The following is a 24,734-nucleotide window of genomic DNA, read 5'->3' as shown; positions in this document are numbered from 1 at the left end:
CTTTAAAATTTATCTAAAGCCCAGGCAGTCCTTACTTCGGACACGCACTATTTCAAGGCAGGCCCTGAGGGTCTTCCAGTCTGGGATTGCTCTAACTTTTAACAACAAGGCTCACGGGATACACGGCGGCTAAAGGGATTCACTCTCCCATACGTGGTCACAGATTTTCTGTGCCGACAATGACTTCACGCCGATGCCGTGCGGACCATTCTCCTATTCGGGTGCCAACACACCAGTGTGGGCTACGGTCTCTGCCCCGCGCACACCATAAGCATAGACGCACCCATGTTTGCTGCGCGACAGCGCGGCGTCTGGACGACGGGGGGACTCCTATCAAACAGAACCTTACCCTTTGTTTTTCATAGCAAAAAATCATGCTGCCGGTGCCAACTGGTAGCCTAGTTTGCGAGCTTTGCGTTCCAAGGCTCGCAGTTGCCGGTCATGGCTTTTGGCTTCATAAGCTTCAATTCCCTGCTCCACATAGGGCTGGCCTTTGGTCAGCATCGCGTAAATCAGTCTTGCCAATTGATGCGCGGTAGCCTTGATGGCGCAGCTTGCGTCCATTCTCGCCAATCTTGATCGGTGGCTTGCACCGATGAAGCTCTTGTCGTTGCGTGCATTCGAAGCAGCTTGTTTCAGCGCCTGGGCTGAGCGATTGAGCACTTTCGAGGGTTTTGAGGCCAACTGCTTGCCTCCCGATATCCGCGTCGGCGGAGCCAGCCCCAGCCATGAACAGAAGTGCTGAGATGTCGGAAAACGATTCAAGTCCGGACCTGTTTCGCTGGCCAGCACCAACGCCGTATCAACCCCGATAGTCGGGATGGCTGTCAGGTCTACGCCCATTATCTGGTTCAACGCCTTGTGCAACATGAGTTGATCCGCCGAGGAGCGATGAGGGCTGCGTAGGACTTTGGCGGGGGCTTTTACGTCCTCGCTCAACGTGGGCAAGCGGGCTAGCAACTGGCCGATTGCGATATCACATGCCTCAATTTGTTGATCAAGGAAGTCCTGACACTCCACTTCCTGGCGCAGGGCATGCAAATGCTCTACCCGCCAATTACCGTGCAAGCTTCGAGCGATGGTGGATTGATCAACCTTGATCCGCCCGTCCCGGTGAGTAGCCAGCACGTTAGGGTTGCGCTCTCCTGCAAGAATGGCGCGGATGATCTTCATGCCGGTCACGCCGGTAATGTCGCTGATGACATTGGCCAGTTGAATGTTCATCTGGCTTAGCGCTTTCTGCATGCGATTGATTGACTTGGCCTGATCGCGAACCTTGTTGGCGCGCTGTCGGACCAGCGAGCGCATCGCGCAGATTTCGTCCGAAGGACGAAACGCGCCACTGAGCAGGCCGTGCGTCATGAGCTGCCAGATCCACTGGCAATCGAGCACATCTGACTTGCGCCCGGAAACCTGACGAGTGGCTCGGGAATTGACGAGATAAACATCGAAACCACGAGCATCCAGTATCTCGAACGCTGGAATCCAGTAGACACCGGTCGCTTCCATTGCCACGACGCTGATCTTGAGGGATTCAAGCCAGTCGGCCAAGGCGATCAGGTCGTCGGTAAATGTGGTGAAGCTGCGCACAGAGTCAGCGCAGGATGAGGGATCGACCGCCACCCAGTGCTCACGGCTGCCGACATCGATCCCGGCACAATGGTGGTGGACAATCTCGAAACGTTTTTTCTGGTTCTTGCGCGCCATAAAAAATCCTCGCAGGATTGAAGGGCGCGCGGGGAACACGGTGGCGAATGGATTCACTCTCCTATACGAGGTCACAGCATGCTGTGCCTTCAACGACTCCACGCCGATACCGTGCGAACCACTCTCCCACGCGGGTGCTGACACACCAGTGAAGGCTACGGTTTCGATCCCCGCGCGCACTTCAATTTTATCCCGCCCAGTTTGCTGCGCGACAGCGCGGCGTCGGAGACGGGCGAGACCTCCCACTGTCCACACATTAGCGAATGGTGCCTGCATCACGCATCGCGGCGACCTCATCGACAGAAAACCCCAACTCCACCAGCACCTCTTCACTGTGCGCGCCTAACTTCGCGCCAATATGGCGGGGTCCCGCCAGGCCATCGGCGAACTTCAGGGGACAGGCAATTTGCGCCTGAGTGCTGCCATCCTCTCTCGGCACCTGAGTGACCAGCTCCCGCGCCTGCAATTGCGGATGCAGCACTGCTTCGGACAGGCTCAGTACCGGTTCGACACAGGCATCGATCTGTGCAAAACATGCCTGCAACTCGGCGAAACCGCGCTTTTCGAACTCCATGCTCAGCTCGTTTTTCAGCGCGGCCTGGACCTCTGGCGAAGAAGACAAGCCTTGCGTCGCCAACTCCGGCCTGTCCAGCGCAGTGCACAACGCCTGCATGAATGCCGGTTCGAGGCTGCCCACGGCAAACCAGCGCCCGTCGCGACTGCGGTAGTAGTCATAAAAGCTGCCGCCGTTGAGCAACTGATTCTCCCGCTCAGGTTCGACCCCACAGGCCAGATAACCCGCGCCGGCCATGGCGTTAAGGCTGAACGCGCAGTCGGTCATACTCACATCGACGTATTGCCCCAACCCGGTTTGCTGACGCGCGACCACGGCGGCCAGCAAACCGATCACGCCATGCAGCGAACCGCCCGCCACGTCAGCCGCCTGAATCCCCAACGGCACCGGCCCGCTTTCACATCGCCCGGTGTAGCTGGCAACGCCGGCGAGCGCCAGGTAATTGATGTCATGCCCCGCCCGGTCGCGGTACGGCCCGGTCTGGCCATAACCGGTGATCGCGACGTAGATCAGGCGTGGATTGAGCGCCTTGAGGGCTTCGTAGCCAATCCCCAGTCGATCCATCACGCCGGGGCGGAATTGTTCCAGGACGATGTCGTACTCCAACACCAGGCGCCTGATCACCTCCAGCGCGGCGGGCTGCTTCAAGTCCAGCGCCAGACTGCGTTTGTTGCGGTTCAGCCAGGCGTGGCTGGCGGACGTGCCTTGGTCGTGCGGCGGCAGGAGGCGCAGCAGATCGGGGCGGGTCGGCGATTCGATGCGCAGCACTTCGGCGCCCATGTCGGCCAGCAACAACGACGCGAACGGACCCGGCAGCAGGGTTGAAAAATCCAGCACTTTGAGTGACGACAACGGCCCTTGCATGAACGCTCCTTGGCAAGACTGAGGTGCGTTCAGCGTAGCCCGGTTGAACATCCTGCCGGGCAATCGCAGGCATAAAAAAACCCATCCGAAGATGGGTTTTTTGTGCGACGCGTACCCTTAGACAGGTTTACGTGTCGGGATAGGACGCGTCAGCGGCTCAGGAGCCAGTTCTGCTACGCCCAGATCATCTACTGGACCGGTGTTGTCGATGCCACGGCCGCCAGAGAGCAGCTCCGATTGCAGCTGGTCGTTGTCGAGTTCGCCGACCCACTTGGCAACCACCAGCGTGGCAACCGCGTTGCCCACCAGGTTGGTCAGTGCGCGGGCTTCAGACATGAAGCGGTCGATACCCAGGATCAGCGCCAGACCGGCAACCGGCAGGTGACCAACAGCCGACAGGGTTGCAGCCAGTACGATAAAGCCGCTACCGGTTACGCCAGCAGCACCTTTGGACGACAGCAGCAGCACCAGCAGCAGAGTGATCTGGTGCGTGATGTCCATGTGGGTGTTGGTCGCCTGAGCGATGAACACGGCCGCCATGGTCAGGTAGATCGACGTACCGTCCAGGTTGAACGAGTAGCCGGTCGGGATCACCAGACCTACTACCGACTTCTGTGCACCCAGGCGTTCCATCTTGATCAGCATGCGTGGCAGGGCCGATTCCGAGGAGGAAGTACCCAGCACGATCAGCAGCTCTTCACGGATATAGCGGATCAGCTTGATGATGCTGAAACCGTGAGCGCGAGCGATACCGCCCAGCACGACCAGAACAAACACGACGCAGGTGATGTAGAAGCAGATCATCAACTGACCCAACTGCACCAGCGAGCTCACGCCGTAGGCACCGATGGTGAACGCCATGGCGCCGAAAGCACCCAGTGGCGCCAGCTTCATGATCATGTTGATGATGTTGAACATCACGTGAGCGAAGCGATCGATGAAGTCCAGGACCGGCTTGCCGTAGGCACCCAGGCGATGCAGCGCGAAGCCGAAGATCACCGAGAACATCAAGACTTGCAGGATGTCGCCGTTGGCGAAGGCACCGACAATGGTGTTCGGGATCACGTTAAGGATGAAGCCAACGATGCTCTGGTCTTTACCCGCGGTTACGTAAGCGGCGATTTTCGAGGCATCCAGCGTGGTGACGTCGATGTTCATGCCGGCGCCCGGCTGAACAACGTTGACCACGATCAGACCGATCAGCAAGGCAATAGTAGAAACGATTTCGAAGTACAGCAGCGCGTAGCCACCGGTCTTGCCGACCGACTTCATGTTCTGCATACCAGCGATACCGCTGACCACAGTGCAGAAGATGATTGGGGCAATGACCATCTTGATCAGTTTGATGAATCCGTCGCCCAGCGGCTTGAGGGCCTTGCCGGTATCCGGATAGAAGTGGCCGATCAGAACGCCGATCACGATTGCTACGATCACCTGGAAGTACAGGGATTTATACAGGGGCTGACGAGTCGTCATGTTGAAGTCCTCAAGAGTGTCGTCGCATCATCCAACTGACGCACGCGGCACCTAACGAGCTAACCCTCCTGCAACTGGAGGGATTTGTTTTGGCGAGCTGCACGGGGCAGACCTCTACCGCACATATCGCAAGGTGCGTGCCAGTTCCGAAAAAGTAGCTGACAACCAATGGATGCGGGGGGTTGCTGACGAAAGGACTTACTGAGCCGCCATGAGGCTGGCGGTTTTCCGCCCATAAGCCGGAAATTATCGGCGGCGGTGGCGGGTATCCGCCTCACAGCGCTTTTTTCGTAGGAGCCAACTTGTTGGCGAAGCGATGGGCAGGTGCACAAAACCCGACGCGAGACCAACAGAGGATCCGTAGGACCGGCTTTAGCCGGGAGGGCGCAAGGCCTGACGACGCAACTGCTGCGAATGAACCGGCCTCCTCCCGGCTAAAGCCGGTCCTACGGGATCGATGAGGATCAAGACGGGACGTGCGAAGTTCAGAAATGAATCCTGAACGCCGCGCCCCCCAAAGACGAATCCTCCAGGGTCAGCCGCGCGCCATAGCTTTCGATGATGTCCTTGACCACCGCCAGACCGATGCCCTGCCCAGGGTTCTGGCGATCCAGCCGCTCGCCCCGTTGCAGGATGCGCTCGCGCTGGCTTGTGGGAACGCCGGGCCCGTCGTCTTCGACACACAACTCATCGCCATCTTCACCGGAGCGCAGGCTGACTCGCACTTCGCTCAGGCACAGGCGATAGGCGTTTTCCAGCAGATTGCCGAGCATTTCCAGCAAAGCGCCCTGCTCCATGGGCACCACGCACTCCTCGGGCAGATCCAGCGTGACCTTGACCTGCTTGTCGCGGTAAACCTTTTCCAGCGTGTTGCACAGGCTTTCTACCACCGGCCGCAACGCCACGTGATGGCGCACCAGACCGCTCTTGCGCAGGCTGGCGCGTTGCAGCTGGTAACCGATCTGCTGGCTCATGCGCTCGATCTGCGATTGCAGAATGCGCGCCTGCTCCAGGTCTTCCGGGCGTTTGGCCATGGTTTCGCTGACGCCCTGCAAGACCGCCAATGGGGTTTTCAGGCTATGGGCCAGATCGCCGAGAGAATCGCGATAACGGATGCGCTGCTCGCGCTCGCTGAGCAGCAGTCGGTTCAAGGAACCGGTCAGCCGCAACAGTTCACTGGGATGACTTTCACTCAGGCTGTCTCGCGCGCCGGATTCCACCTGATCGAGCTCCTGACTCAAGCCGCGTAACGCGCGCAAGCCCCAGGTCAGACCGATCCAGAGCAGCGCCAACAACACCAATAAGGCGGCGCCGAAGCCCAGATACAATTTTTCCCGCAGCGCCGCCACGGTTTCCTGATACTCGCGCACCGGTTGCAAGGCGACGATGCTGAACGCGGCATTACGCCCGCCGAGCAGCTTGATTTCCACGTCATAGACGAAAAACTCTTCGCCGTTGGGTTCTTTGATCTTGGCGAACTCACTGCCATTGCCGTCATAACGCGGCTGGTAATCGATGAATTCGTCTTTGGTGGCCAGCGAACGCCAGACCAGTTCGCCCTGGCGGTTATAGATGTAGCCCAACAGGCGGCTCGACGGCAGATTGAACTGCTCGCCCGGCAGCACCGACGGCATCAACAGGCGCCCATCTTCGACCCGCGCGGCGGAAATCAGCGTCGTGACGTCGGAGGCCAGGCGCTGCTCGATGGAACCGCGCAATGCCAGACTGAACGCGCCTTGCAGGGCAGGCAGCATCAGCAGCATGAAAATCACCGCCAGGGTCGCGGCACCGATCAGCAGCCGCAGGTGCAGCGAACGAATCATTTACAGCGCTCGGAAAACAGGTAACCCAGCCCGCGCACGGTCTCGATAGGCTTGAAGGCATTGGGCCCTTCGATTTTGCGGCGCAGACGCCCGACCAGTACCTCGATCACGTTTGGATCGCGCTCGTCATCATCTGGGTACAACTGCTCCATCAGGCGCTCTTTGGGCACCACTTGTTGATGATGGCGCATCAGGTATTCGAGAATCCGGTATTCATAGGCGGTCAGCGCCAGCGGCTGCTCGTCCATGGACGCCTGCTTGCGGTTGAGATCGAGCAGCAGCGGCCCGGCGACAATCGTCGCCTGAATGAAACCGCTGGAGCGCCGCAGCAGCGCATTGAGGCGGGCTTCCAGCTCTTCGAACTGGAACGGCTTGACCACGTAGTCATCCGCGCCCGCAGCCAGCCCTTCAACCTTGTCCTGCCAGTTGCCCCGCGCCGTCAGGATCAGGATCGGAAACGCCTTGCCCTGGGCGCGCAACTGGCGAATCAGGTCCAGACCGCCCATTCCGGGCAGCCCAAGGTCGATCACCGCGAGGTCGTGATTGAACTGTCCGGCCTGATAAAGCGCCTCCTCGGCATTGGCCACCGCCTCGACCACGTGACCGGATTCAGTCAGCCGGGTCAGCAAGTGATGCCGCAACAAGGCCTCGTCCTCAACCACCAACAACTTCATGACGCTCTCCTGGGCATGCCAGCTCAATTTAATGAAATTTCAGATCTTGCGCAGGCCTGATCGGTCAATCACAACCGGTACTGCGTCGGCAGCCAGCCTTGCGGGCTGCCGGTCAAACGCGTCGACGCCTGAACCGAATCGCCCGGGTCGATTGTGCCAGCGCCGAACAGATTAGTGCTGCCGATCTGCGTCAGGCCCGGATCGTAATGGCCAGACAGACTGTGCTCGGCTACCGGCCGCCCGTTGTGGGTGCCGGAAAGCACCGGGTAACTGGTTGAATAATACGGCTGGCCTGCGTGCGGATGATCGGCATTCTGCTGGCTCAAGCCCTGGCTCCACACATTGCTCGTCCCGTGACGCAGTTCGCTCTCGGTTCGGTCCATGCGCTCGCTGGTCTTGCCCGGCGGCGGCGGTGTCAGTTCCAGCGCGCCATCGGCGGCCTGCGCAGCCGCACTTCCACCGAGAAAAGCCAGGGCCAGGAAAAACTTGTTGAATGTCAGCATAGTCACCTCCGCTCGCGCATCGCGCTGTCTGAGTACGGGTTCAGACTAATCCCGGTGCCCTGAACCGCCCCTGAACACCCTCTCATAGGCCATGTCCGACGGTTGAATAATTATCTACCGCACTCGCTGCCACACGACGGGCACAATCGACTAGGCTTGCCCATCATCCCGCGATACCGCGCTTAATAAGATAAGGAGCTGATCATGCGTTTCTGGATTGCATTGCTGATGATGGGCCTGGCAGGCCTGGCCCAGGCGGAAATCAAGACTCGACAGGTGGACTACCAAAGCGCCGACGGCAGCAAGCTGGTGGGTTATTACGCGTATGACGACGCGATCAAAGGCCAGCGCCCCGGCATCATTGTCGTCCACGAATGGTGGGGGCTGAATGACTACGCCAAGCACCGCGCCCGCCAACTGGCTGCGCTGGGTTACAGCGCCATGGCCATTGATATGTACGGCGAAGGCAAGAATACCGAGCACCCTAAAGACGCCATGGCCTTCATGCAGGCGGCGCTCAAGGACAGCAACGCCGCCGCCCAGCGGTTCGATGCCGGCCTTGAGCAGTTGAAGAAACAGCCGCAGACCAACCCGGACAAGGTCGCTGCTATCGGCTACTGCTTCGGTGGCAAGATCGTGCTCGACGCCGCCCGACGCGGTGAGGCGCTGGCCGGTGTGGTCAGCTTCCACGGCGCGCTGGTCACCAACACACCCGCAACACCCGGCAGTGTGAAAGTGCCGATGCTGGTGGAACACGGCGCCAAGGACAGCATGGTCACCCCGGAAAACGTCGCGGCATTCAAGAACGAAATGGACAAGGCCGGTGCCGACTACAAGTTCGTCAGCATCGAAGGCGCCAAACACGGCTTCACCAACCCCGACGCCGACCGCCTCAGCCATGGGGAACACGGCGGACCGGATATCGGCTATGACAAGGCGGCCGATCAGAGTTCGTGGACGGACATGCAGGTATTTTTGAAGCGGGTGTTTGGAGCGTAGAAACCCCCATGCGGCGGCATAATCCAGGGTTATGCCCCCTTCCTGTGGGAGAGGACTTGTCCTCGATGGCTGTCATTTCAGCACTGCATGTGGGTCAGGCGGATCAAGGTCGTCTGGGCTGGCTATCGAGGACAAGTCCTCTCCCACAAAGGCACTGCCCACCCACAGCCAGGCATTCCACCTATAGAATCTCCAACGGCATTTGCTTCTTTTCCAAAATTTGGCCGACGCTCACTGCCCTTCCCCATTTCCGATTCCCCCGGCAAAATGCCGCCCATGACTCAAACCACGACACTGCCCGCCTGCTGCCCGGCGCTGACTCATCATTGGCCATTGCCTAAAATCCTCGACGGCGCGGTGTTGGTGAGCGGTCGCTTCAATCCGGCTCAACTGGTGGAAGGTGACTTCCAGCGCAGCCTGATCGCCCAGCCCGCCAGCATCCAGCGCTCGGTGGCCAAGCGGCAGACCGAGTTTCTCGCGGGACGGCTATGCGCCATGGAGGCCATACGGCGACTGGATGGGCGGCAGTTGGCGCCCGACATGGGTGAAGACCGCGCACCGATCTGGCCGGATGATATTTGCGGGTCGATCACTCACAGCACCGGCTGGGCCGCAGCCATCGTGGCCCAAAAGCAGCAATGGCGCGGACTGGGGCTGGACACGGAAAACATGCTCAGCCCGGAACGCGCCACGCGACTAGCCGCAGAAATCCTCACGCCCGAGGAGCTGGCGCAAATGGCCGCTGGGCCCGCCGAGCAGATCGCGTTGCGGGTCACCCTGACGTTTTCCATCAAGGAAGCGCTGTTCAAGGCGCTGTATCCCATCGTGCAACAGCGTTTCTACTTCGAACACGCGCAACTGCTGGAATGGTCCGAAGACGGCCACGCCCGCCTGCGCCTGCTGACCGACCTGTCCAGCGAATGGCACAGCGGCAAGGAGCTGGAGGGACAATTCAGCGTGCAGGACGCGCATGTGTTGAGTCTGGTGAGTATTGCGGCTTGATAAGGGTTTCAACCTCGCGCAACAGCCCGTGAACAGGTAGGAGGGGACTTGCCCCCGAAGACGTCGTCAAACCCCCGACAATCTCGTTGCCTGACCCATTGTGATCGGGGACAAGTCCCCTCCTACAGGTGAATCAAACACTCAATGGGCAATGCTCACACCGCCCGACCCACTCCACCTGATAACTCAAACAGCAACTGCGACGCTGCCGATGTGGCGGGTTACCGATATAGCTCACGGCCTTGAATAATGGGTTCGGTCTTCCATCCAGCCGCTGTTTGAGATCAAGCAGCGCATAGCCGTCATCCAGTGGTTTGTCGGTTAGCGGGCGCAGCTGTTGCAGGCAGGTTTCCAGATAATCCCCGGCGTTGCCCCACAGAACGCTGCTCGCTACGCCGCCGTATGCCGCTAATGCCGCAATGAACGGCTGCAAATTGTCATCGAGCAATTCGGCAAAAGGCTCAGGACTTTCAAGATGGCAAGCCCGGCCCGCACCGAGCCAGACACCTGCAGGCAAGCCGCGCTCATCCAGCGCCAGACTCACCTGTTCGAGGGCCAGCGGCCAGCGCCAGTCGCTCAGCAAGCCACCAACCAGCACCGGCGGGATCAGCTGCATGAAGTAATACTTGGACCACTGAGACACCAGCACCGGCAAATGGCTGGCCACTAATTGCGCGCCGTAGACCTTCAAGAGCAGCGCATCCAGCACCTCGGGCCTGAGCAGTTCCGGCATGCCCTGCAACGGCTGTGCAGTGTCGGCGGCCAGCAGCGTGCGTCCGAATGGCTCCAACGCACCGGCAAGCTTCATTGCGGCTCCTGCGTGCGCGGCCAGGCCAGGCTGAAACAGGCGCCGCCCAGGCTGGAACTGCGGCCGATCAAGGCACGACCGCCATGCCAGTGGATGATGCGCCGCACGATCGACAACCCCAAGCCATGGCCGCCGGATGCCCGGGTGCGGCTGTCATCCAGGCGCATGAAAGGCGTGAAGATGCGGTCCCAGGCGCTTTCGGGAATGCCCGGTCCGTCGTCTTCGATATCGATGCGGCAACGATCCGGCGACAGTTCGAAGCTGATCCGCACCTCGGATTCAGCATGACGTATCGCATTGCTCACCAGATTCTGCAGCGCCCGATGCAGGTAGCGTGGCTCAGCCTCAACCCAGGCGGTCTCGCCCTCGGCAAGCTCGGTACAAACGCCGCACGACACACGCACATCGGCGCGCAATGGCGCCAGCTCGGCGATCACTTGATCAAGTAAACGCTGCAGATCGATGCTCTGGAAATTCAGGGTCGGCGCGCCCTGTTCCAGGCGCGCATAGGTCAGCATTTCATCCACCAGCTTGTCGAGGTCCTGGATATCGCTGTCCATGCCGACCATGTATTTATGCCGGGCTTCCGGCGTTGTGGCGTCGCCGATCATTTCCAGCCCGAAGCGCAGGCGCGCCACAGGCGTGCGCAGTTCATGGGACACGGCGCGCACCAGTTCACGCTGAATGGTCAGGGAGCGTTGCAAGTGCTCGGCCATGCCATTGAACGCCACGGCCAGCCGGCCGACCGAATCCGCGCCCGAGTCCGGCACTCGGGTTTCCAGGCTGCCCTGGGCAAGCAGCGTCGCGGCGGCTTCCAGTTCCAGCAGCCGCCGCTCAAGGCGACGCACCAGCAAATACACCACCAGACCGATCAGACACAGCCCAAGAAAAGCGATCAACACCAACAACTCAGGCGGATAGGGACTCATCTGATACAACGGGCCGATTTCCAGCACCCAAGGCGTGTCGACGATGCCGGCAAACACCCGGATCGAATCACCGCCCTTGCCCAACGCCATGACGGTATCGCCCTCATAAACCCGGCGGCGCTGATCATCATCCACATCGGCCTTGTCCAGCGGGATCAGTTGCAGATCGAAACCAAAGCCCTTGCTCAGGCGCAACGCTTCGAGGCGGGCCGGCTGCTCGGTGACCGGGAAACGCACCAGTTCATCGATCAACAGGAAAATTGTCGCCCGCGCCAGCTGCTCGGTGATCTGTTGCACTTCGCCGGTCAGCAGCAACGGCTCGCTGTTGCTGATCTGCCGGTAAACCTTGGCGGCGTGCGGGCCCGTCTGTTCCACCACCACTTGCCCGCGTTGCAGGCGATTGCGCGTGCTGCCGCTCACCTGCGCCTGCTCGGCGGTTTGCAGGGTCAGCGGAATGCCGAGCAACCGCTCCCACACCGCGAGGGCACGATGACGCTCGATCGCATCCATCAGTTGCAGATTGTCGGCCATCAAGGCAAAGGTGCCGTGGGCCAGCTGATCCCGATACTGCTCGGTGCGAACCTGATTGAGCAGGTGCAGGCTCAACACGCCCAGCAGTGCGACCAGAACCAGCACGCCGAGCATGCCGCCGTAGATGCGCAGGAAGATTGAGTTCATAAAGGAAACCGCCGTATCACTGACATCACGCTGTTACGCGGCGAACCGGGCACCTGTGGGAGCGAGGCTAGCCCGCGAAGACGGGGTTTCAGACCGGAAAATCCTTGCGAATGTACCGATCTCTTCGCGGGCAAGCCTCGCTCCAACGACACATCGCCCATCATGAAAGCGGCATCGCCTGCGCCGCTTCCGGCACGAACAGATAGCCTTTACTGCGCACGGTCTTGATCAGGCGCGGATGGTCGGGATCGTCGCCGATTCTGGGGCGAATGCGCGAGATGCGTACATCTATCGAGCGGTCCTGGCCGTCGTAGCCGAAACCACGCAGCGCGGTGAAGATTTCTTCCCGGGACAGAATCCGCCCGGCATTGGCCACCAACAACCACAGCAGATCGAACTCGGCACTGGTCAGGTCGATGCTGCGTTCCTGCAACCAGGCTTCACGCAATGCGTTATCGACCACCAGTGGACCGAACACCAACCGCCGCAACTCGCCCGCCGGGGCCTGCGGCGGTTCGCTGCGCCGCAACAGCGCATGAACCCGCGCCAGCAACACGCGCGGATGCACCGGTTTGCAGACAAAGTCATCCGCGCCGGTGTCCAGCCCCTGGATTTGGTCGGAATCGTCGGTACGGGCCGTGAGCATCAGGATCGGCCCGTCGAAGCGGTCGCGCACCTTGCGGCAGATACTCAGGCCATCTTCGCCCGGCAGCATCAGGTCCAGAATCACCAGATCAGGCTGTTCATCGAGGATGCGCGCAGCCGCCAGGGCGCCGTCGCCTTCAATGCTGACGCGCAAACCGTTGTTCTCAAGGTAATCGCGGGTCAGCTCGGCCAGACGCCGGTCATCCTCGACAATCAATACGTGCCAGGCTTCTCGCTCCACAGGGGCCCCTTGAACTGTTGTTGTTATTAATGAGCTGTTGCCCGCCGAAATGGGCCAGACCGGAGCGCAATTGGCAGCGAGTGTAGCAACCGCCCGCAGCAAGCACACCACATGCCAGATCGGGCTTGCGAGATGCATTTTTTGTGATAGGGTTCGCGCCCGCAAAAAACCCTCGGCACCCGCAAAAAATCGTAAAAGAGCATGACAAACGGTCAGGTCCAGTAGTTCTGCGGCCTACACGCAGTTTGGGCATTTCATACAGGATTTACACACAGCTTTATCCACAGATCATGCGTTGCAATTGATGTCCAAAACGCATTATCTTGTAGCCCGGCGCGAAAAAAACCCTACATATAGGGTTTTGCGATAAAAACCCAACACAAGTAGAACGGGAATTTCAAGCATTTTTCTTACGGTTTGTGGGGTGAACCAAAGGCCCAATTGATGGCCAAAGCTTCTCCCGCCAAAGCCTGAGCCGCACGTCCCGTTGACTACGGCAGATCAGTACATTTGTTGCAATATAAAACGAGCACTCTTCCAGAGATTTCCCAGAGGTAACGAGCAACGATTCGTTACCTTTTTTGACTTCAAAGCCGGGACGGCGCGATCCGCCGCCCTTTATCCATTTTGAAGTCGTTACGGCCGACCTTTGTCGACTGAATGCCTTCAAGACGGAACGGTGGGTACGGACCAGTACCCATACAAACTTAAAGAACGTGGAGACACCCATGCAAACAGACACAACTCGCGAGAACTCGCCGAACCCGGCGCCGCAGTCAGGCCAATCGCAACAGGACCTGTCCGCGACCGCTCCCGGCCAGCTGCGCGTGATCAAGCGTAACGGCACCGTCGTCCCGTACACGGATGACAAAATCACCGTCGCCATCACCAAAGCGTTTCTCGCAGTTGAGGGCGGTACCGCCGCTGCGTCTTCGCGTATCCACGACACCGTTGCCCGCCTGACCGAACAAGTCAGCGCCACCTTCAAGCGTCGCATGCCTTCGGGCGGCACCATCCACATCGAAGAAATCCAGGATCAGGTCGAACTGGCCCTGATGCGTGCCGGCGAGCAGAAAGTCGCTCGCGACTACGTGATCTACCGTGATTCCCGCGCCAAGGAACGTGCCGTACGCACCAGCGAAGCACCGGTCCAGGCGCATCCGTCGATCCGCATCACCCGCGCCGACGGCAGCGTTGCGCCGCTGGACATGGGTCGCCTGAACACCATCGTCACTGAAGCCTGCGAAGGGCTGGAAGAAGTCGATGCGAACCTGATCCAGAGCGAAACCCTGAAGAACCTGTACGACGGCGTGGCGCTCAAAGACGTCAACACCGCACTGGTGATGACCGCGCGTACCCTGGTCGAGCGCGAGCCGAACTACTCGTTCGTCACCGCCCGCCTGCTGATGGACACCCTGCGTGCCGAAGGCCTGAGTTTTCTGGAAGTCGCCGAAAGCGCCACGCACCACGAAATGGTCGACCTGTACGCCAAGGCCCTGCCTTCGTACATCGAAAAAGGCATCAAATACGAATTGCTCAACCCGATCCTGGCCAGCTTCGACCTGGAAAAACTGGGCAAGGCGATCAACCACGAGCGCGATCAGCAGTTCACGTACCTGGGCCTGCAAACCCTGTACGACCGTTACTTCATCCACAAGGATGGCGTGCGTTTCGAACTGCCGCAGATCTTCTTCATGCGTGTGGCCATGGGCCTGGCGATTGAAGAGAACGCCCGGGAAGATCGCGCCATCGAGTTCTACAACCTGTTGTCGTCCTTCGACTACATGTCCTCGACGCCAACCCTGTTCAACGCCGGTACTCTGCGTCCGCAGCTGTCCAGCTGCTACCTGACCACCGTGCCGGATGACCTGTCGGGCATTTATCACGCGATCCACGACAACGCCATGTTGTCCAAATTCGCCGGTGGCCTGGGCAACGACTGGACGCCGGTTCGCGCGCTGGGCTCTTACATCAAGGGCACCAACGGCAAATCCCAGGGCGTCGTGCCGTTCCTGAAAGTCGTCAACGACACCGCAGTGGCAGTCAACCAGGGCGGCAAGCGCAAAGGCGCTGTGTGTGCGTACCTGGAAACCTGGCACATGGACATCGAAGAGTTCATCGAGCTGCGCAAGAACACCGGTGATGATCGTCGTCGTACCCACGACATGAACACCGCCAACTGGATCCCTGACCTGTTCATGAAGCGCGTCTTCGATGACGGCCCGTGGACCCTGTTCTCGCCATCGGAAGTGCCGGATCTGCACGACCTGACCGGCAAGGCATTCCAGGAACGCTACGAGTACTACGAAGCGCTGACCGAATACCCGGGCAAAGTGAAACTGTTCAAGACCATCCAGGCCAAGGATCTGTGGCGCAAGATGCTCTCGATGCTGTTCGAAACCGGCCACCCATGGTTGACCTTCAAAGACCCGTGCAACCTGCGCAGCCCGCAGCAGCACGTGGGCGTGGTTCACAGCTCGAACCTGTGCACCGAGATCACCCTGAACACCAACAAGGACGAGATTGCAGTCTGCAACCTGGGCTCGATCAACCTGCCGAACCACATCGTCGACGGCAAGCTGGACACCGACAAGCTCAAGCGCACCATCGACGTTGCCGTGCGCATGCTCGATAACGTGATCGACATCAACTACTACTCGGTGCCGCAAGCCAAGAACTCCAACCTGCGCCACCGTCCGGTTGGCCTGGGCATCATGGGCTTCCAGGACGCGTTGTACCTGCAACACATTCCTTACGGCTCCGATGCCGCCGTGGAATTCGCCGACCGTTCCATGGAAGCCGTCAGCTACTACGCGATCCAGGCTTCCTGCGACCTGGCCGACGAGCGCGGCGCTTACGAGACGTTCCAGGGTTCGCTGTGGTCCAAAGGCATCCTGCCGCTGGATTCGCAACAGATCCTGATCGAACAGCGTGGCCAGAAGTACATCGACGTTGACCTGAACGAAACCCTGGACTGGGCACCGGTACGTGCCCGCGTGCAGAAAGGCATTCGTAACTCCAACATCATGGCCATCGCCCCGACCGCGACCATCGCCAACATCACCGGCGTATCGCAGTCGATCGAACCGACCTACCAGAACCTGTACGTGAAATCGAACCTCTCCGGCGAGTTCACCGTGATCAACCCGTACCTGGTCCGCGACCTTAAAGCCCGCGACCTGTGGGACTCGGTCATGATCAACGACCTGAAGTACTACGACGGTTCCGTACAGCAAATCGAACGCATCCCGCAGGAGCTCAAAGAGCTTTACGCGACCGCCTTCGAAGTGGACACCAAGTGGATCGTCGACGCGGCAAGCCGTCGTCAGAAGTGGATCGACCAGGCTCAGTCGCTGAACCTGTACATCGCTGGCGCATCGGGCAAGAAGCTGGACGTGACCTATCGCATGGCCTGGTACCGTGGTCTGAAAACCACTTACTACCTCCGTGCCCTGGCCGCGACCAGCACCGAGAAATCCACCGTCAACACCGGCAAGCTCAACGCAGTATCGAGCGGTGGCCTGGGCCCGGACGACACGGCGATCACCGCCCCACACCCAACCGAAGCCGCCCCGGCCGGTCCAGCGCCAGTGCCTAAGGCCTGCGCGATCGACGAGCCGGATTGCGAGGCTTGCCAGTAAACATTGGCGCCGCACGTGTCTGAGCGGCGCCCGCGTTGTTGCCGATTTTTTTGGCATCCTCACGTACTAACGTACGCTCCGGGGTCCAAAAAACTCGGCGCCTAGCGGTCACTCGCTCAGACCCGCGCTACAAGGCAACCCCCGCTCCTGTTCGAGCGAGGCATAAGGTCAACCCCGCCCCCGTTGGAGCGAGCTTGCCCGCGAATAAGGCTAGCGCGCTATAACCGTTGGAATACGCAAAAACCGGGAGCATCAAACCCTCCCGGCCTATCACCGCTCCACCCCCCTTTCCGCTACACTGAGCTTCTTTCGAACCTGGAGGTCGCCACCATGCCAACCCCCTCCCTCGCTGCAAAAAAAGCCTATTGCGCTAAAACACGCCGATCAAACTACGCAGCAAGCCTGCGCCTGGAAGGCTTCGATACAACGCCGCTAGACGCTGAACGCACACTCGCATCCCGTGAAGAATTGCTTAAAACCTATCGCAACAAGCAGAACTGATGCTCGACAAGTACGGCGTCGGTCAGGATCCTTATTGCTATCCCGGCACATCGATCCTGCGAAATCTCCTTGATCTGACTGATGATCAAACGTTGTCAGAAGCCGAGCGTGCCCTTTCTGAAGTCGCTGCGGATGCCATCGAATTTGCACCACCTCCCTACGACCTTTCTTACCTGCAATCCGTGCATCGCAGATTGTTTGCTGATCTTTACGAATGGGCCGGAGAGCTGCGCACTGTCGACATATCCAAAGACTCAACCCACTTCTGCACGACCAGTCGCATCGAACCCGAAGCCAAAAAGCTATTCACCCACCTTGCCCAGGCTAACTGGTTCCAAGGGCTTGATCGCTCAGCGCTGGTCGCTGCAAGCGCAGAGTTATTTGGTGACCTGAATGTTGTGCATCCTTTCAGAGAAGGCAACGGCCGAGCACAACGCATCCTGTTCGAACACATCATCGTCAATGCGGGATACGAAATCAGCTGGTGGGCAGTGGATGCGCAGGTCTGGCTCCAAGCCAATATTGATGCCGTGGTTTGCGATTACAGAGCGCTCACGGATGTGTTTAAGCGGTGTATCGGGCAACCAATCAGCAGTTAGCTTTCATCATCAATCTGAAATACCGTGCAAACCGTCCGTCGTTTTTGAAGGTGGGTTCCTCGGCTTCGTCTTGGTGCAAAAACCTTCCTTCCCCTGCGGAGCCCTTTATCCCCGGCCCTTCGGAATATTGACCTTGATCAAGCCTGGAATTCTTATCCGGAAAGGTACGCAACAGCGATTGCCGTCGGATTGCTCACACTATATGCTGCGTTTCGAAATGTAAAAAAGCACCACATAAGGGATTTCGCTTCGTTTTATGCTCATTTCCTTGCAATTGGGAATGAATGCGCAAACGCAAAAGAAAAAGCGTAAGTCGCCTACCAAAACTCAGTCACGGATGAACAAGTGCCGGGCAAAATCTGTATAATCCCGCGCTCGCTCCAGGGTACCCAAATGACCAATTGCCACAGCAATATCGTCTTACCTGAAAGCATCCTCCGCCCGTTTTGCTCGCCTGTGAGGCACCGCCGCCGCGGCAGCAAATCCAGTGGGCGACCGCCTGCTTAATAAACCGGCCAATCACGAGACCCGAGTGAATACTCAAAAATTTCGTTGCCAGCGTCATCAACACGACGCAGGCACTACATCCTTTAAAATTCAGGAGCTTCCACCATGCTGAGCTGGGACGAATTCGATAAAGAAGACGGCGAAGTAGTCGCCAAAGCGACCAACGCCGGTCACGCCAACGAAGCCAACATGGACCGCCTCGACAGCGCCGGTGGCGCTGCGGCGACCGAAGCACGCAACATCACCGACAAAGACTCCCCTGCCCTGATCCGCGCGAAAAAAGCGCTGGACGCACTGGACGTCGCTGAAGGCCTGGCCGAACTCGAAGGCGCCAGCGCCCGCGTTGCCGTTGACGAAAAAATGATGATCAACTGCCGCGCTGACCTTAACCAGCTCGTGCCCTTCAAGTACGACTGGGCCTGGCAGAAATATCTGGACGGTTGCGCAAACCACTGGATGCCGCAAGAAGTCAACATGACCGCCGACATCGCCCTCTGGAAAGACCCGGAAGGCCTGACCGACGACGAGCGCCGCATCGTCATGCGCAACCTGGGCTTCTTCTCCACCGCCGACTCCCTGGTTGCCAACAACCTCGTGCTGGCCGTGTACCGCCTGATCACCAACCCGGAGTGCCGCCAGTACATCCTGCGCCAGGCCTTCGAAGAAGCGATCCACACCCACGCTTACCAGTACTGCATCGAATCGCTGGCCATGGATGAAGGCGAGATCTTCAACATGTACCACGAGATCCCGTCGGTCGCGAAAAAAGCCGCCTGGGGCCTGAAATACACCCGTTCGATCTCCGATCCGAAGTTCGAAACCGGCACCGTCGACACCGACAAAGAGCTGCTGCGCAACCTGATCGCCTACTACTGCGTTCTGGAAGGCATCTTCTTCTATTGCGGCTTCACCCAGATCCTCTCCATGGGCCGCCGCAACAAAATGACCGGCGTCGCCGAGCAGTTCCAATACATCCTGCGTGACGAATCCATGCACCTGAACTTCGGCATCGACGTGATCAACCAGATCAAAATCGAAAACCCACACCTGTGGGACGCCGAAATGAAGGAAGAAGCCAGCCAGATGATTCTGCAAGGCACCCAACTGGAAATCGAATACGCCCGCGACACCATGCCACGCGGCGTACTGGGCATGAACGCCGCAATGATGGAGGACTACCTCAAATTCATCGCGAACCGTCGTTTGAGCCAGATCGGTTTGAAAGAAGAGTACCCGGGTACGACTAACCCATTCCCATGGATGAGCGAAATCATGGACTTGAAGAAAGAGAAGAACTTCTTTGAGACTCGGGTTATTGAGTATCAAACCGGCGGCGCACTTAGCTGGGATTGATCATCAGGGTGTTGTGATCCTGATTTAAGCAATGAAAAAGCCAGAGGCGTAAATGCTTCTGGCTTTTTTGTTGGAGCGAGGCTTGCCCGCGAATCCGTGCACCGATGAGTTCACAGGATCATCGTTAATCTGCTGCGGGAGCGAACTTGTTAGCGATGCGATCTACAGCCCAAAAGCACCCTATCAGGCCTGACTTAGCTTGCCTTATGATCTTCGTCCGTTAATCCCTCGAGACTCCCTCGATGATCAAACGCTGCACATTACTTGACCACAACAGCTGGCTACCCCTACGCACCGCGCTGTGGCCTGACTCCGCCGCTGATAGTGATCACGACAAACAGACCATCCTCAGAGAACCAGAACGCTACCTGGTCCTCGTCTTCACCGACGAAAATGACAACGCTCTAGGCTTTGCCGAAGCCTCCATCCGAACCGACTACGTCAACGGCACCCACTCCTCGCCAGTGGCCTTTCTCGAAGGTTTGTACGTCCAACCTGCCAGCCGAGGCCAAAGCATTGCGCGACAACTCGTGGCGGGTGTTGAACAGTGGGCTTTAGAAATGGGGTGTACAGAGCTGGCATCGGATGCGCTGGTGGAGAATCGGGTGAGTCATTCGATGCATGAGGCTTTGGGGTTTGAGGAGACTGAGCGGGTTGTTTATTTTTTGAAGAGTTTGGGAGTTGACCGCGAGCAGTAATCAGGGCTGCCAATTACACCTTGCGAGCCTCAAATCCATCGCCGACCATCATTTGCTTACCGCTAAGAGCCCGACCTTACATTGCTGTAGGAATATTCCTAGACATCTGTAATCCTAACTCAGTATCTTCCGAAGGTTTTCAACCTCTTCGGCGATTGTATGGACACTGAAAAGAGCAATAAAGACTGGAGCGACTTGGAGATTCAGGCGGCTGTTGATGCCTATCTAGGCATGTTGAAACGCGAACAGAGTGGCCAGCCAATCAATAAGGCGTATGAAAATCGCGTTCTGCGCGAAGGTGCCTTAGCGACTCGTACCAAAGGTTCGGTTGAATTTCGAATGCAGAACATTTCAACCGTACTAGAGGGAATAGACCGTGATCGCATTGAGGGATACAAACCCGCACAAAATGTCGGTGCCAACGTAGTTCGTAGCATTCTTAAAGCGCTCGATGCAGCACAAGACAATCCGACTCCCGAAGACTACACGCCCACAGCCGACGAAATAACACTGGAACAGCGCGCCTCTAAGCTGGAACAAAAGCCGCTGAATAAAGAGCCGAAAGGTATTTTACAGCCGAAGCAAACCAGTGCCGCCGCAAAGTCCTATGTACGCGATCCTGAAGTCAGGGCGTGGGTGCGCCAACATGCAAACGGTAACTGCGAGGGCTGTGGATTAAAGGCCCCTTTTGAAAAAGATGGCCGACCTTTTCTCGAAGTCCATCATGTAAAGCATCTTGCTCAGAACGGCTCGGACCGCATCAGCAATGCTGTTGCACTTTGCCCCAACTGTCATCGCCGCTGTCATCATTCCAGTGATCGAGATCTATTTTCTTTGTCTTTGTATGAACGCCTAGGGCGGCTGATAAAGGAAGAATGAGCCAACGTTGCTCTGCTATGACTATGAGGTATTCACTGCGGGCATCGAGAATCTGACCATTTCATCACTCGCGATGCGTAGGAGCTGTCGGGTAATTAGCGCCTAATAAATATCGCTGAGATTTTCAGAATCCCCCTACAACCCTGCCCCTTGCCCGCCTCACCACCACGCCCTACCCTTGCAACGCGCCTAAGAAACGCCAGTGAAATCCAATGTAGCGGCCTGCCCGCCCCCGATAAAATGCGGCTTTTTTGTACCTGCGGCCTTCGGCTGCGCGTCCTAAAATTTCTACTATGTCGGGAGTGGACCAATACAAGACCCGCGAGGGGAATACGTCCGGCCTTTCTACATTGGGGTTTCTTAACTCCCGACGCCTTAGCTCTAGAAAGCTATTCAATGTAGAGATCACGACATGACCAATCTCGATTCACACAGCCAACGAAGGCAACCCACAACCGAAGCCCTCCAACCCACCACCTTCCACCGCCACAACCGCCAACTGCGCACCCTCCTCCTCGAATCCCAGGCCTGGTTCTGTGCCCGGGATTTCAGTCGTTTGATGGGTTGGCCGTTGAATGAGCGTACGACTCGCAAGCTGGATGTGGATCAGCGTCGGGTGGTGATGTTGAGTAATCATTACGGCCCTGAGGAGGAGTTGATGGTGAGTGAGTCGGGGATTTACGAGATGTTGGTGCATCACTGTCATGCGGAGAATCGCTATTTACGGCGCTGGATTACCAATGAGGTGGTGCCTTGTTTGCGTGATGATCGGGCGTCGGGCAATGACGGTTCGCCGAGTTTGAGTGTGTTGCAGTGGCCTGAGTTGTCGGTGTGTTTGCTGCATTGGCAGAGCGAGCCGTGGATTCGCTTGCGGGATATGCCGAGGATGTTGCCCCATGGGCAGTTGTGCGGGGATTCGGTTCGCAGTACTAGCCGATTGCCTTGGTGGCGGGCGGTTTGGCGCGGGGTTGGGTTTGGTTGATTCAGGCATTGTGAACCAGCCTGTGGGACCGGCTTTAACCGGGAAGACCTGAGTACACCCAACTCATTTACTGAGTCTGGAATACGGTCTTCCCGTCGTAATCACACCCAGCCAAACAGCCCGTCATCATTAACAATGGTGCGCATGCCGGTGAGGATGATGTTTTCGCCGTGGCTGGCGTCTGCCGGGTTGGTGAAGTCCATGTAGAAGGTTTCGTTGGCTTCCCATTTGTAGTCGCCGAGCACTTCCACGGCGACGACGGCTTGGGTTTCGCCGGCGTAGAAGTTCAGGGTGCCTTTGGTGGCCAGGTAGTCTTCGCCAGCTTTGGCGGTGCCATCGCGGGTGGTGAAGTTGAGGCTGACGACCTGGTTGGGGTCGCTGCGGGTGCCGTTGAACTGGATCAGGAAGTACGCGTTGCTCGCGCCGCTGCTGCCTTCGAGCACGCTGGTCTTGACTTCGGATTGTTTGGTCGGCGCGTCGACGTAGCTGGCGCGGATCGCCTTGTCGATGGTTTCCTGGTAGGCGCTGATGCGCTGCCAGGCGCCGATTTCGCCGTAGCTGCTGTTGAGTTTGTCGTCGACGTCCGGGTGCGAGCCGTTGAGGTACATGGTGTTGATGGAGCTGGCGATGCCCGCGATCTTGCCATTGATGAACGCCGGGCCGCCGCTGTCGCCCGCGCTGAGGATGCCTTCCTTCTGGCCCAGGCCGGTGTCGTTTTTACCGAGCAGGCGGCCGAGGGCATCGTGGGCGCTGGTGCCATCGTCGAAGTCGGCGATCAGTTGCGTGCCGGCCTTGGGGTTCCAGGCGATGTAGCCGCCCATCTTGGCCTTGAGCGCGGCGGCATCAGCGTCGAACTTATTGGAGGCGATCTGGCGAATCGGCGCTGCGCTGTAGTTCGTTGAAATCCCTGCCGCCCCGGTGCCGGGCACGCCATAGCCGACCATGGTCATGGTCTGGCCGATTTCGTTAGCGTCGCGGTAGATGTCGTAACGTTCGGCGCCGACCGGTGCGTGGCCGTTGAGCCATACAATCGCCAGGTCGTTGTTCAGGTTGAACGAATCATAGTTCGACATCACATCGACCTTGCTCGCCCCCAGCGTCTGCTTGCCTGCCGTGGTTTCGAACGTCACCGAGGTGTTCGCGGTGCCGTTCTGGAACAAGTGCGCTGCCGTCAGAATCGCCTGACCGCCGTACAAAAGCACGCCTGTGCCGTAATAACCACCTCCTGTGGAAACCATTACCACGCCGTCGTTTCCTTGACCTGGCAGTGCTTTGTTGCGTGAGTCTGTGTAGGAGGTGACCGTCGAAACCATAATTAAATACCCGGAAGATGTGTGCGTACCGGGATGGTGTCGGCATCCATTTGAATGGATTGAGTGACGTTCGTCGGAAACGCCATCATTATGGCATTACACCTTTAGTTATCAGTCGAACGGTATAGTCGCGACGCTGAAAACGCCCTTTTCAGTCGACGTTCGCTGGGTTTGGCATCTGACGCAAAGCCGACCACTTGGGCCCATACAAGCCTTTACTTCAACACCGCAACCTCTGCACCATTACCGATTCGCACAGGAAGCTGCTGCTCAGCTCGCTAAAAGGCAACGGTTATGTCCCGCAAAAACTCGTCAAACCTCCCCGCCCTGCTCTCCGCCGCCGGCAAATTGCCCTGGTGGCTTGGCATCATCCTGGCCGTGGCGTCGGGCTTGTATCTGCACTCGGTCGCCATTGAGCCGCTGCCGACCTATGCCGGTACGCGGCAGTTGAGTCTGATGCTGATCAATACAATTTTTAAAAGCATGGCGACGTTTGGCCAGTTTCTGGTCCCGATGATTTTTCTCGGCGGCGCGTTGGGTTCGTTCTTGGAGCGACGTAAGCGCCGCAAATTGCTGGATTCAGCCGCAACACCCGGTGGCAATACGCTGCTGAGCATCAGTTGGCTTGAATTCGAATTGTTGGTGGGCGAAGCATTGCGGCGTCAGGGTTTTAGCGTGCAGGAAGCGGGCGGTGCCGGACCGGACGGCGGGATTGATCTGGTCGCGCGCAAGGATGGCGAAAAGTATCTCGTGCAGTGCAAGCAGTGGCGCTCGGTGCAGGTCGGCGTGCCGGTGGTTCGTGAGCTGTACGGCGCGATGGCGGCCGAGGGCGCTGTAGGCGGTTTCGTGATCAGCAGTGGGCGGTTTACCAAAGCGGCGAAGGAGTTCGCCTCGGGGCGCAATCTGAAATTGGTGGATGGCGATTTGTTGAATCGCTGGATCGCCGACGCCAAACGCGTAGTAGCTCCCGCGCCGATCACAGAGCCGGTCAACCCTGAGCCTCGGGTCGAGCCTGAGGTCGAAGTCGCTACGCCTTTAAAGGAAACTCCCGTCGAGCCCGAAGCGCCGGCCTGTCCGCATTGCCGCAAGGCGATGGTCATGCGAGTCGCCCGGACCGGGGCGAATGCCGGGGGTAGTTTTTGGGGTTGCTCGGCCTATCCGAAGTGTCGGGGGATTCGAGCGATTTTTGCGCCGATGGTGGTTAAGTAGTCGCAGCAGCGCATTGGCTCCTACGCCAGCTGGCAATGCGGGATGTACATTTCGCGGGATCAAGATTCTTCTCTTGTCGGTTGCGCTCGACGTCCCTGTAGGCATGTTCTTGATAGCGTGTCCGAGTCA

20 protein-coding genes are annotated in these 24,734 nt (G+C 58.5%); 10 read left to right on the top strand and 10 right to left on the bottom strand.

Going from position 1 to position 24,734, the window contains the following annotated elements; all coding sequences use genetic code 11:
• Nucleotides 1–372: 372 nt before the first annotated feature.
• The 6 genes from CFII64_RS02050 to CFII64_RS02025 all read right to left on the bottom strand — a co-directional run bounded on the left by CFII64_RS02050 (nucleotide 373) and on the right by CFII64_RS02025 (nucleotide 7,621).
• Nucleotides 373–1,707 (bottom strand): IS110 family transposase, encoded by a 1,335-nt coding sequence (locus CFII64_RS02050; RefSeq protein ID WP_020289088.1) that lies wholly within the window; start codon nucleotides 1,705–1,707, stop codon nucleotides 373–375.
• A 256-nt stretch (nucleotides 1,708–1,963) separates the two neighbouring features.
• A complete protein-coding gene (locus tag CFII64_RS02045; RefSeq protein WP_020289087.1) occupies nucleotides 1,964–3,145 on the bottom strand; it encodes a CaiB/BaiF CoA-transferase family protein in 1,182 nt (393 codons plus the stop codon).
• Nucleotides 3,146–3,262: 117 nt separating this feature from the next.
• Nucleotides 3,263–4,621, bottom strand: a complete 1,359-nt coding sequence (locus tag CFII64_RS02040; RefSeq protein WP_020289086.1) for a dicarboxylate/amino acid:cation symporter — start codon at nucleotides 4,619–4,621, stop codon at nucleotides 3,263–3,265.
• 485 nt (nucleotides 4,622–5,106) lie between these two features.
• The gene (locus CFII64_RS02035; protein WP_020289085.1) at nucleotides 5,107–6,444 is read right to left on the bottom strand and encodes an ATP-binding protein; all 1,338 of its coding nucleotides are present in this window, start codon (nucleotides 6,442–6,444) and stop codon (nucleotides 5,107–5,109) included.
• A complete protein-coding gene (locus CFII64_RS02030) occupies nucleotides 6,441–7,118 on the bottom strand; it encodes a response regulator transcription factor (RefSeq protein ID WP_020289084.1) in 678 nt (225 codons plus the stop codon). The genes CFII64_RS02035 and CFII64_RS02030 overlap by 4 nt, the downstream gene beginning before the upstream one ends.
• A 68-nt stretch (nucleotides 7,119–7,186) precedes the next feature.
• The gene (locus CFII64_RS02025) at nucleotides 7,187–7,621 is read right to left on the bottom strand and encodes a hypothetical protein (protein ID WP_020289083.1); all 435 of its coding nucleotides are present in this window, start codon (nucleotides 7,619–7,621) and stop codon (nucleotides 7,187–7,189) included.
• 204 nt (nucleotides 7,622–7,825) lie between these two features.
• Here CFII64_RS02025 and CFII64_RS02020 point away from each other — a divergent pair, with 204 nt between their 5' ends.
• Nucleotides 7,826–8,620 carry a dienelactone hydrolase family protein gene (locus CFII64_RS02020; protein WP_020289082.1) on the top strand — a complete coding sequence of 265 codons (795 nt, stop codon included), beginning with the start codon at nucleotides 7,826–7,828 and terminating at the stop codon, nucleotides 8,618–8,620.
• A gap of 276 nt (nucleotides 8,621–8,896) precedes the next feature.
• Nucleotides 8,897–9,622, top strand: coding sequence for a 4'-phosphopantetheinyl transferase (locus CFII64_RS02015; RefSeq protein ID WP_020289081.1), 726 nt, complete (start codon nucleotides 8,897–8,899; stop codon nucleotides 9,620–9,622).
• Nucleotides 9,623–9,755: 133 nt separating this feature from the next.
• On the opposite strand, the gene fhuF is transcribed toward CFII64_RS02015, so the two are convergent.
• The 3 genes from fhuF to CFII64_RS02000 all read right to left on the bottom strand — a co-directional run bounded on the left by fhuF (nucleotide 9,756) and on the right by CFII64_RS02000 (nucleotide 12,923).
• Nucleotides 9,756–10,469, bottom strand: coding sequence for a siderophore-iron reductase FhuF (fhuF, locus tag CFII64_RS02010; RefSeq protein WP_044901088.1), 714 nt, complete (start codon nucleotides 10,467–10,469; stop codon nucleotides 9,756–9,758).
• Entirely contained in the window at nucleotides 10,427–12,037 is a 1,611-nt protein-coding gene (locus CFII64_RS02005; RefSeq protein WP_020289079.1) for an ATP-binding protein, read from the bottom strand. The genes fhuF and CFII64_RS02005 overlap by 43 nt, the downstream gene beginning before the upstream one ends.
• Before the next feature lie 160 nt (nucleotides 12,038–12,197).
• Entirely contained in the window at nucleotides 12,198–12,923 is a 726-nt protein-coding gene (locus CFII64_RS02000) for a response regulator transcription factor (RefSeq protein WP_020289078.1), read from the bottom strand.
• 728 nt (nucleotides 12,924–13,651) lie between these two features.
• Between CFII64_RS02000 and CFII64_RS01995 the strand changes: the two genes are divergently transcribed.
• The 7 genes from CFII64_RS01995 to CFII64_RS29150 all read left to right on the top strand — a co-directional run bounded on the left by CFII64_RS01995 (nucleotide 13,652) and on the right by CFII64_RS29150 (nucleotide 22,083).
• Nucleotides 13,652–16,564 carry a ribonucleoside-diphosphate reductase subunit alpha gene (locus CFII64_RS01995; protein WP_020289077.1) on the top strand — a complete coding sequence of 971 codons (2,913 nt, stop codon included), beginning with the start codon at nucleotides 13,652–13,654 and terminating at the stop codon, nucleotides 16,562–16,564.
• A gap of 330 nt (nucleotides 16,565–16,894) precedes the next feature.
• Nucleotides 16,895–17,065 (top strand): YhfG family protein, encoded by a 171-nt coding sequence (locus CFII64_RS29680; protein WP_156883142.1) that lies wholly within the window; start codon nucleotides 16,895–16,897, stop codon nucleotides 17,063–17,065.
• Nucleotides 17,065–17,664 carry a putative adenosine monophosphate-protein transferase Fic gene (locus tag CFII64_RS01990; protein WP_020289076.1) on the top strand — a complete coding sequence of 200 codons (600 nt, stop codon included), beginning with the start codon at nucleotides 17,065–17,067 and terminating at the stop codon, nucleotides 17,662–17,664. The genes CFII64_RS29680 and CFII64_RS01990 overlap by 1 nt, the downstream gene beginning before the upstream one ends.
• 612 nt (nucleotides 17,665–18,276) lie before the next feature.
• Nucleotides 18,277–19,524 carry a ribonucleotide-diphosphate reductase subunit beta gene (locus tag CFII64_RS01985; protein ID WP_020289075.1) on the top strand — a complete coding sequence of 416 codons (1,248 nt, stop codon included), beginning with the start codon at nucleotides 18,277–18,279 and terminating at the stop codon, nucleotides 19,522–19,524.
• 242 nt (nucleotides 19,525–19,766) lie between these two features.
• Entirely contained in the window at nucleotides 19,767–20,222 is a 456-nt protein-coding gene (gene aac(6') / locus CFII64_RS01980; RefSeq protein ID WP_020289074.1) for an aminoglycoside 6'-N-acetyltransferase, read from the top strand.
• 159 nt (nucleotides 20,223–20,381) lie between these two features.
• Nucleotides 20,382–21,101 carry an HNH endonuclease gene (locus tag CFII64_RS29155; protein ID WP_020289073.1) on the top strand — a complete coding sequence of 240 codons (720 nt, stop codon included), beginning with the start codon at nucleotides 20,382–20,384 and terminating at the stop codon, nucleotides 21,099–21,101.
• Between the two features lie 412 nt (nucleotides 21,102–21,513).
• Nucleotides 21,514–22,083, top strand: coding sequence for a Bro-N domain-containing protein (locus CFII64_RS29150; protein WP_020289072.1), 570 nt, complete (start codon nucleotides 21,514–21,516; stop codon nucleotides 22,081–22,083).
• Nucleotides 22,084–22,184: 101 nt separating this feature from the next.
• Here CFII64_RS29150 and CFII64_RS01970 read toward each other — a convergent pair whose 3' ends face one another.
• Nucleotides 22,185–23,321 (bottom strand): Calx-beta domain-containing protein, encoded by a 1,137-nt coding sequence (locus tag CFII64_RS01970; RefSeq protein WP_020289071.1) that lies wholly within the window; start codon nucleotides 23,319–23,321, stop codon nucleotides 22,185–22,187.
• Between the two features lie 369 nt (nucleotides 23,322–23,690).
• Here CFII64_RS01970 and CFII64_RS01965 point away from each other — a divergent pair, with 369 nt between their 5' ends.
• Complete coding sequence (locus CFII64_RS01965) at nucleotides 23,691–24,605, top strand: restriction endonuclease (protein WP_020289070.1); 915 nt, start codon at nucleotides 23,691–23,693, stop codon at nucleotides 24,603–24,605.
• Nucleotides 24,606–24,734 lie beyond the last annotated feature (129 nt).

Origin of the sequence: Pseudomonas sp. CFII64 (genome assembly GCF_000416235.1) — a bacterium.
Classification (GTDB): Bacteria; Pseudomonadota; Gammaproteobacteria; order Pseudomonadales; family Pseudomonadaceae; genus Aquipseudomonas.
This window is presented reverse-complemented; position numbering and strand designations above follow the sequence as displayed.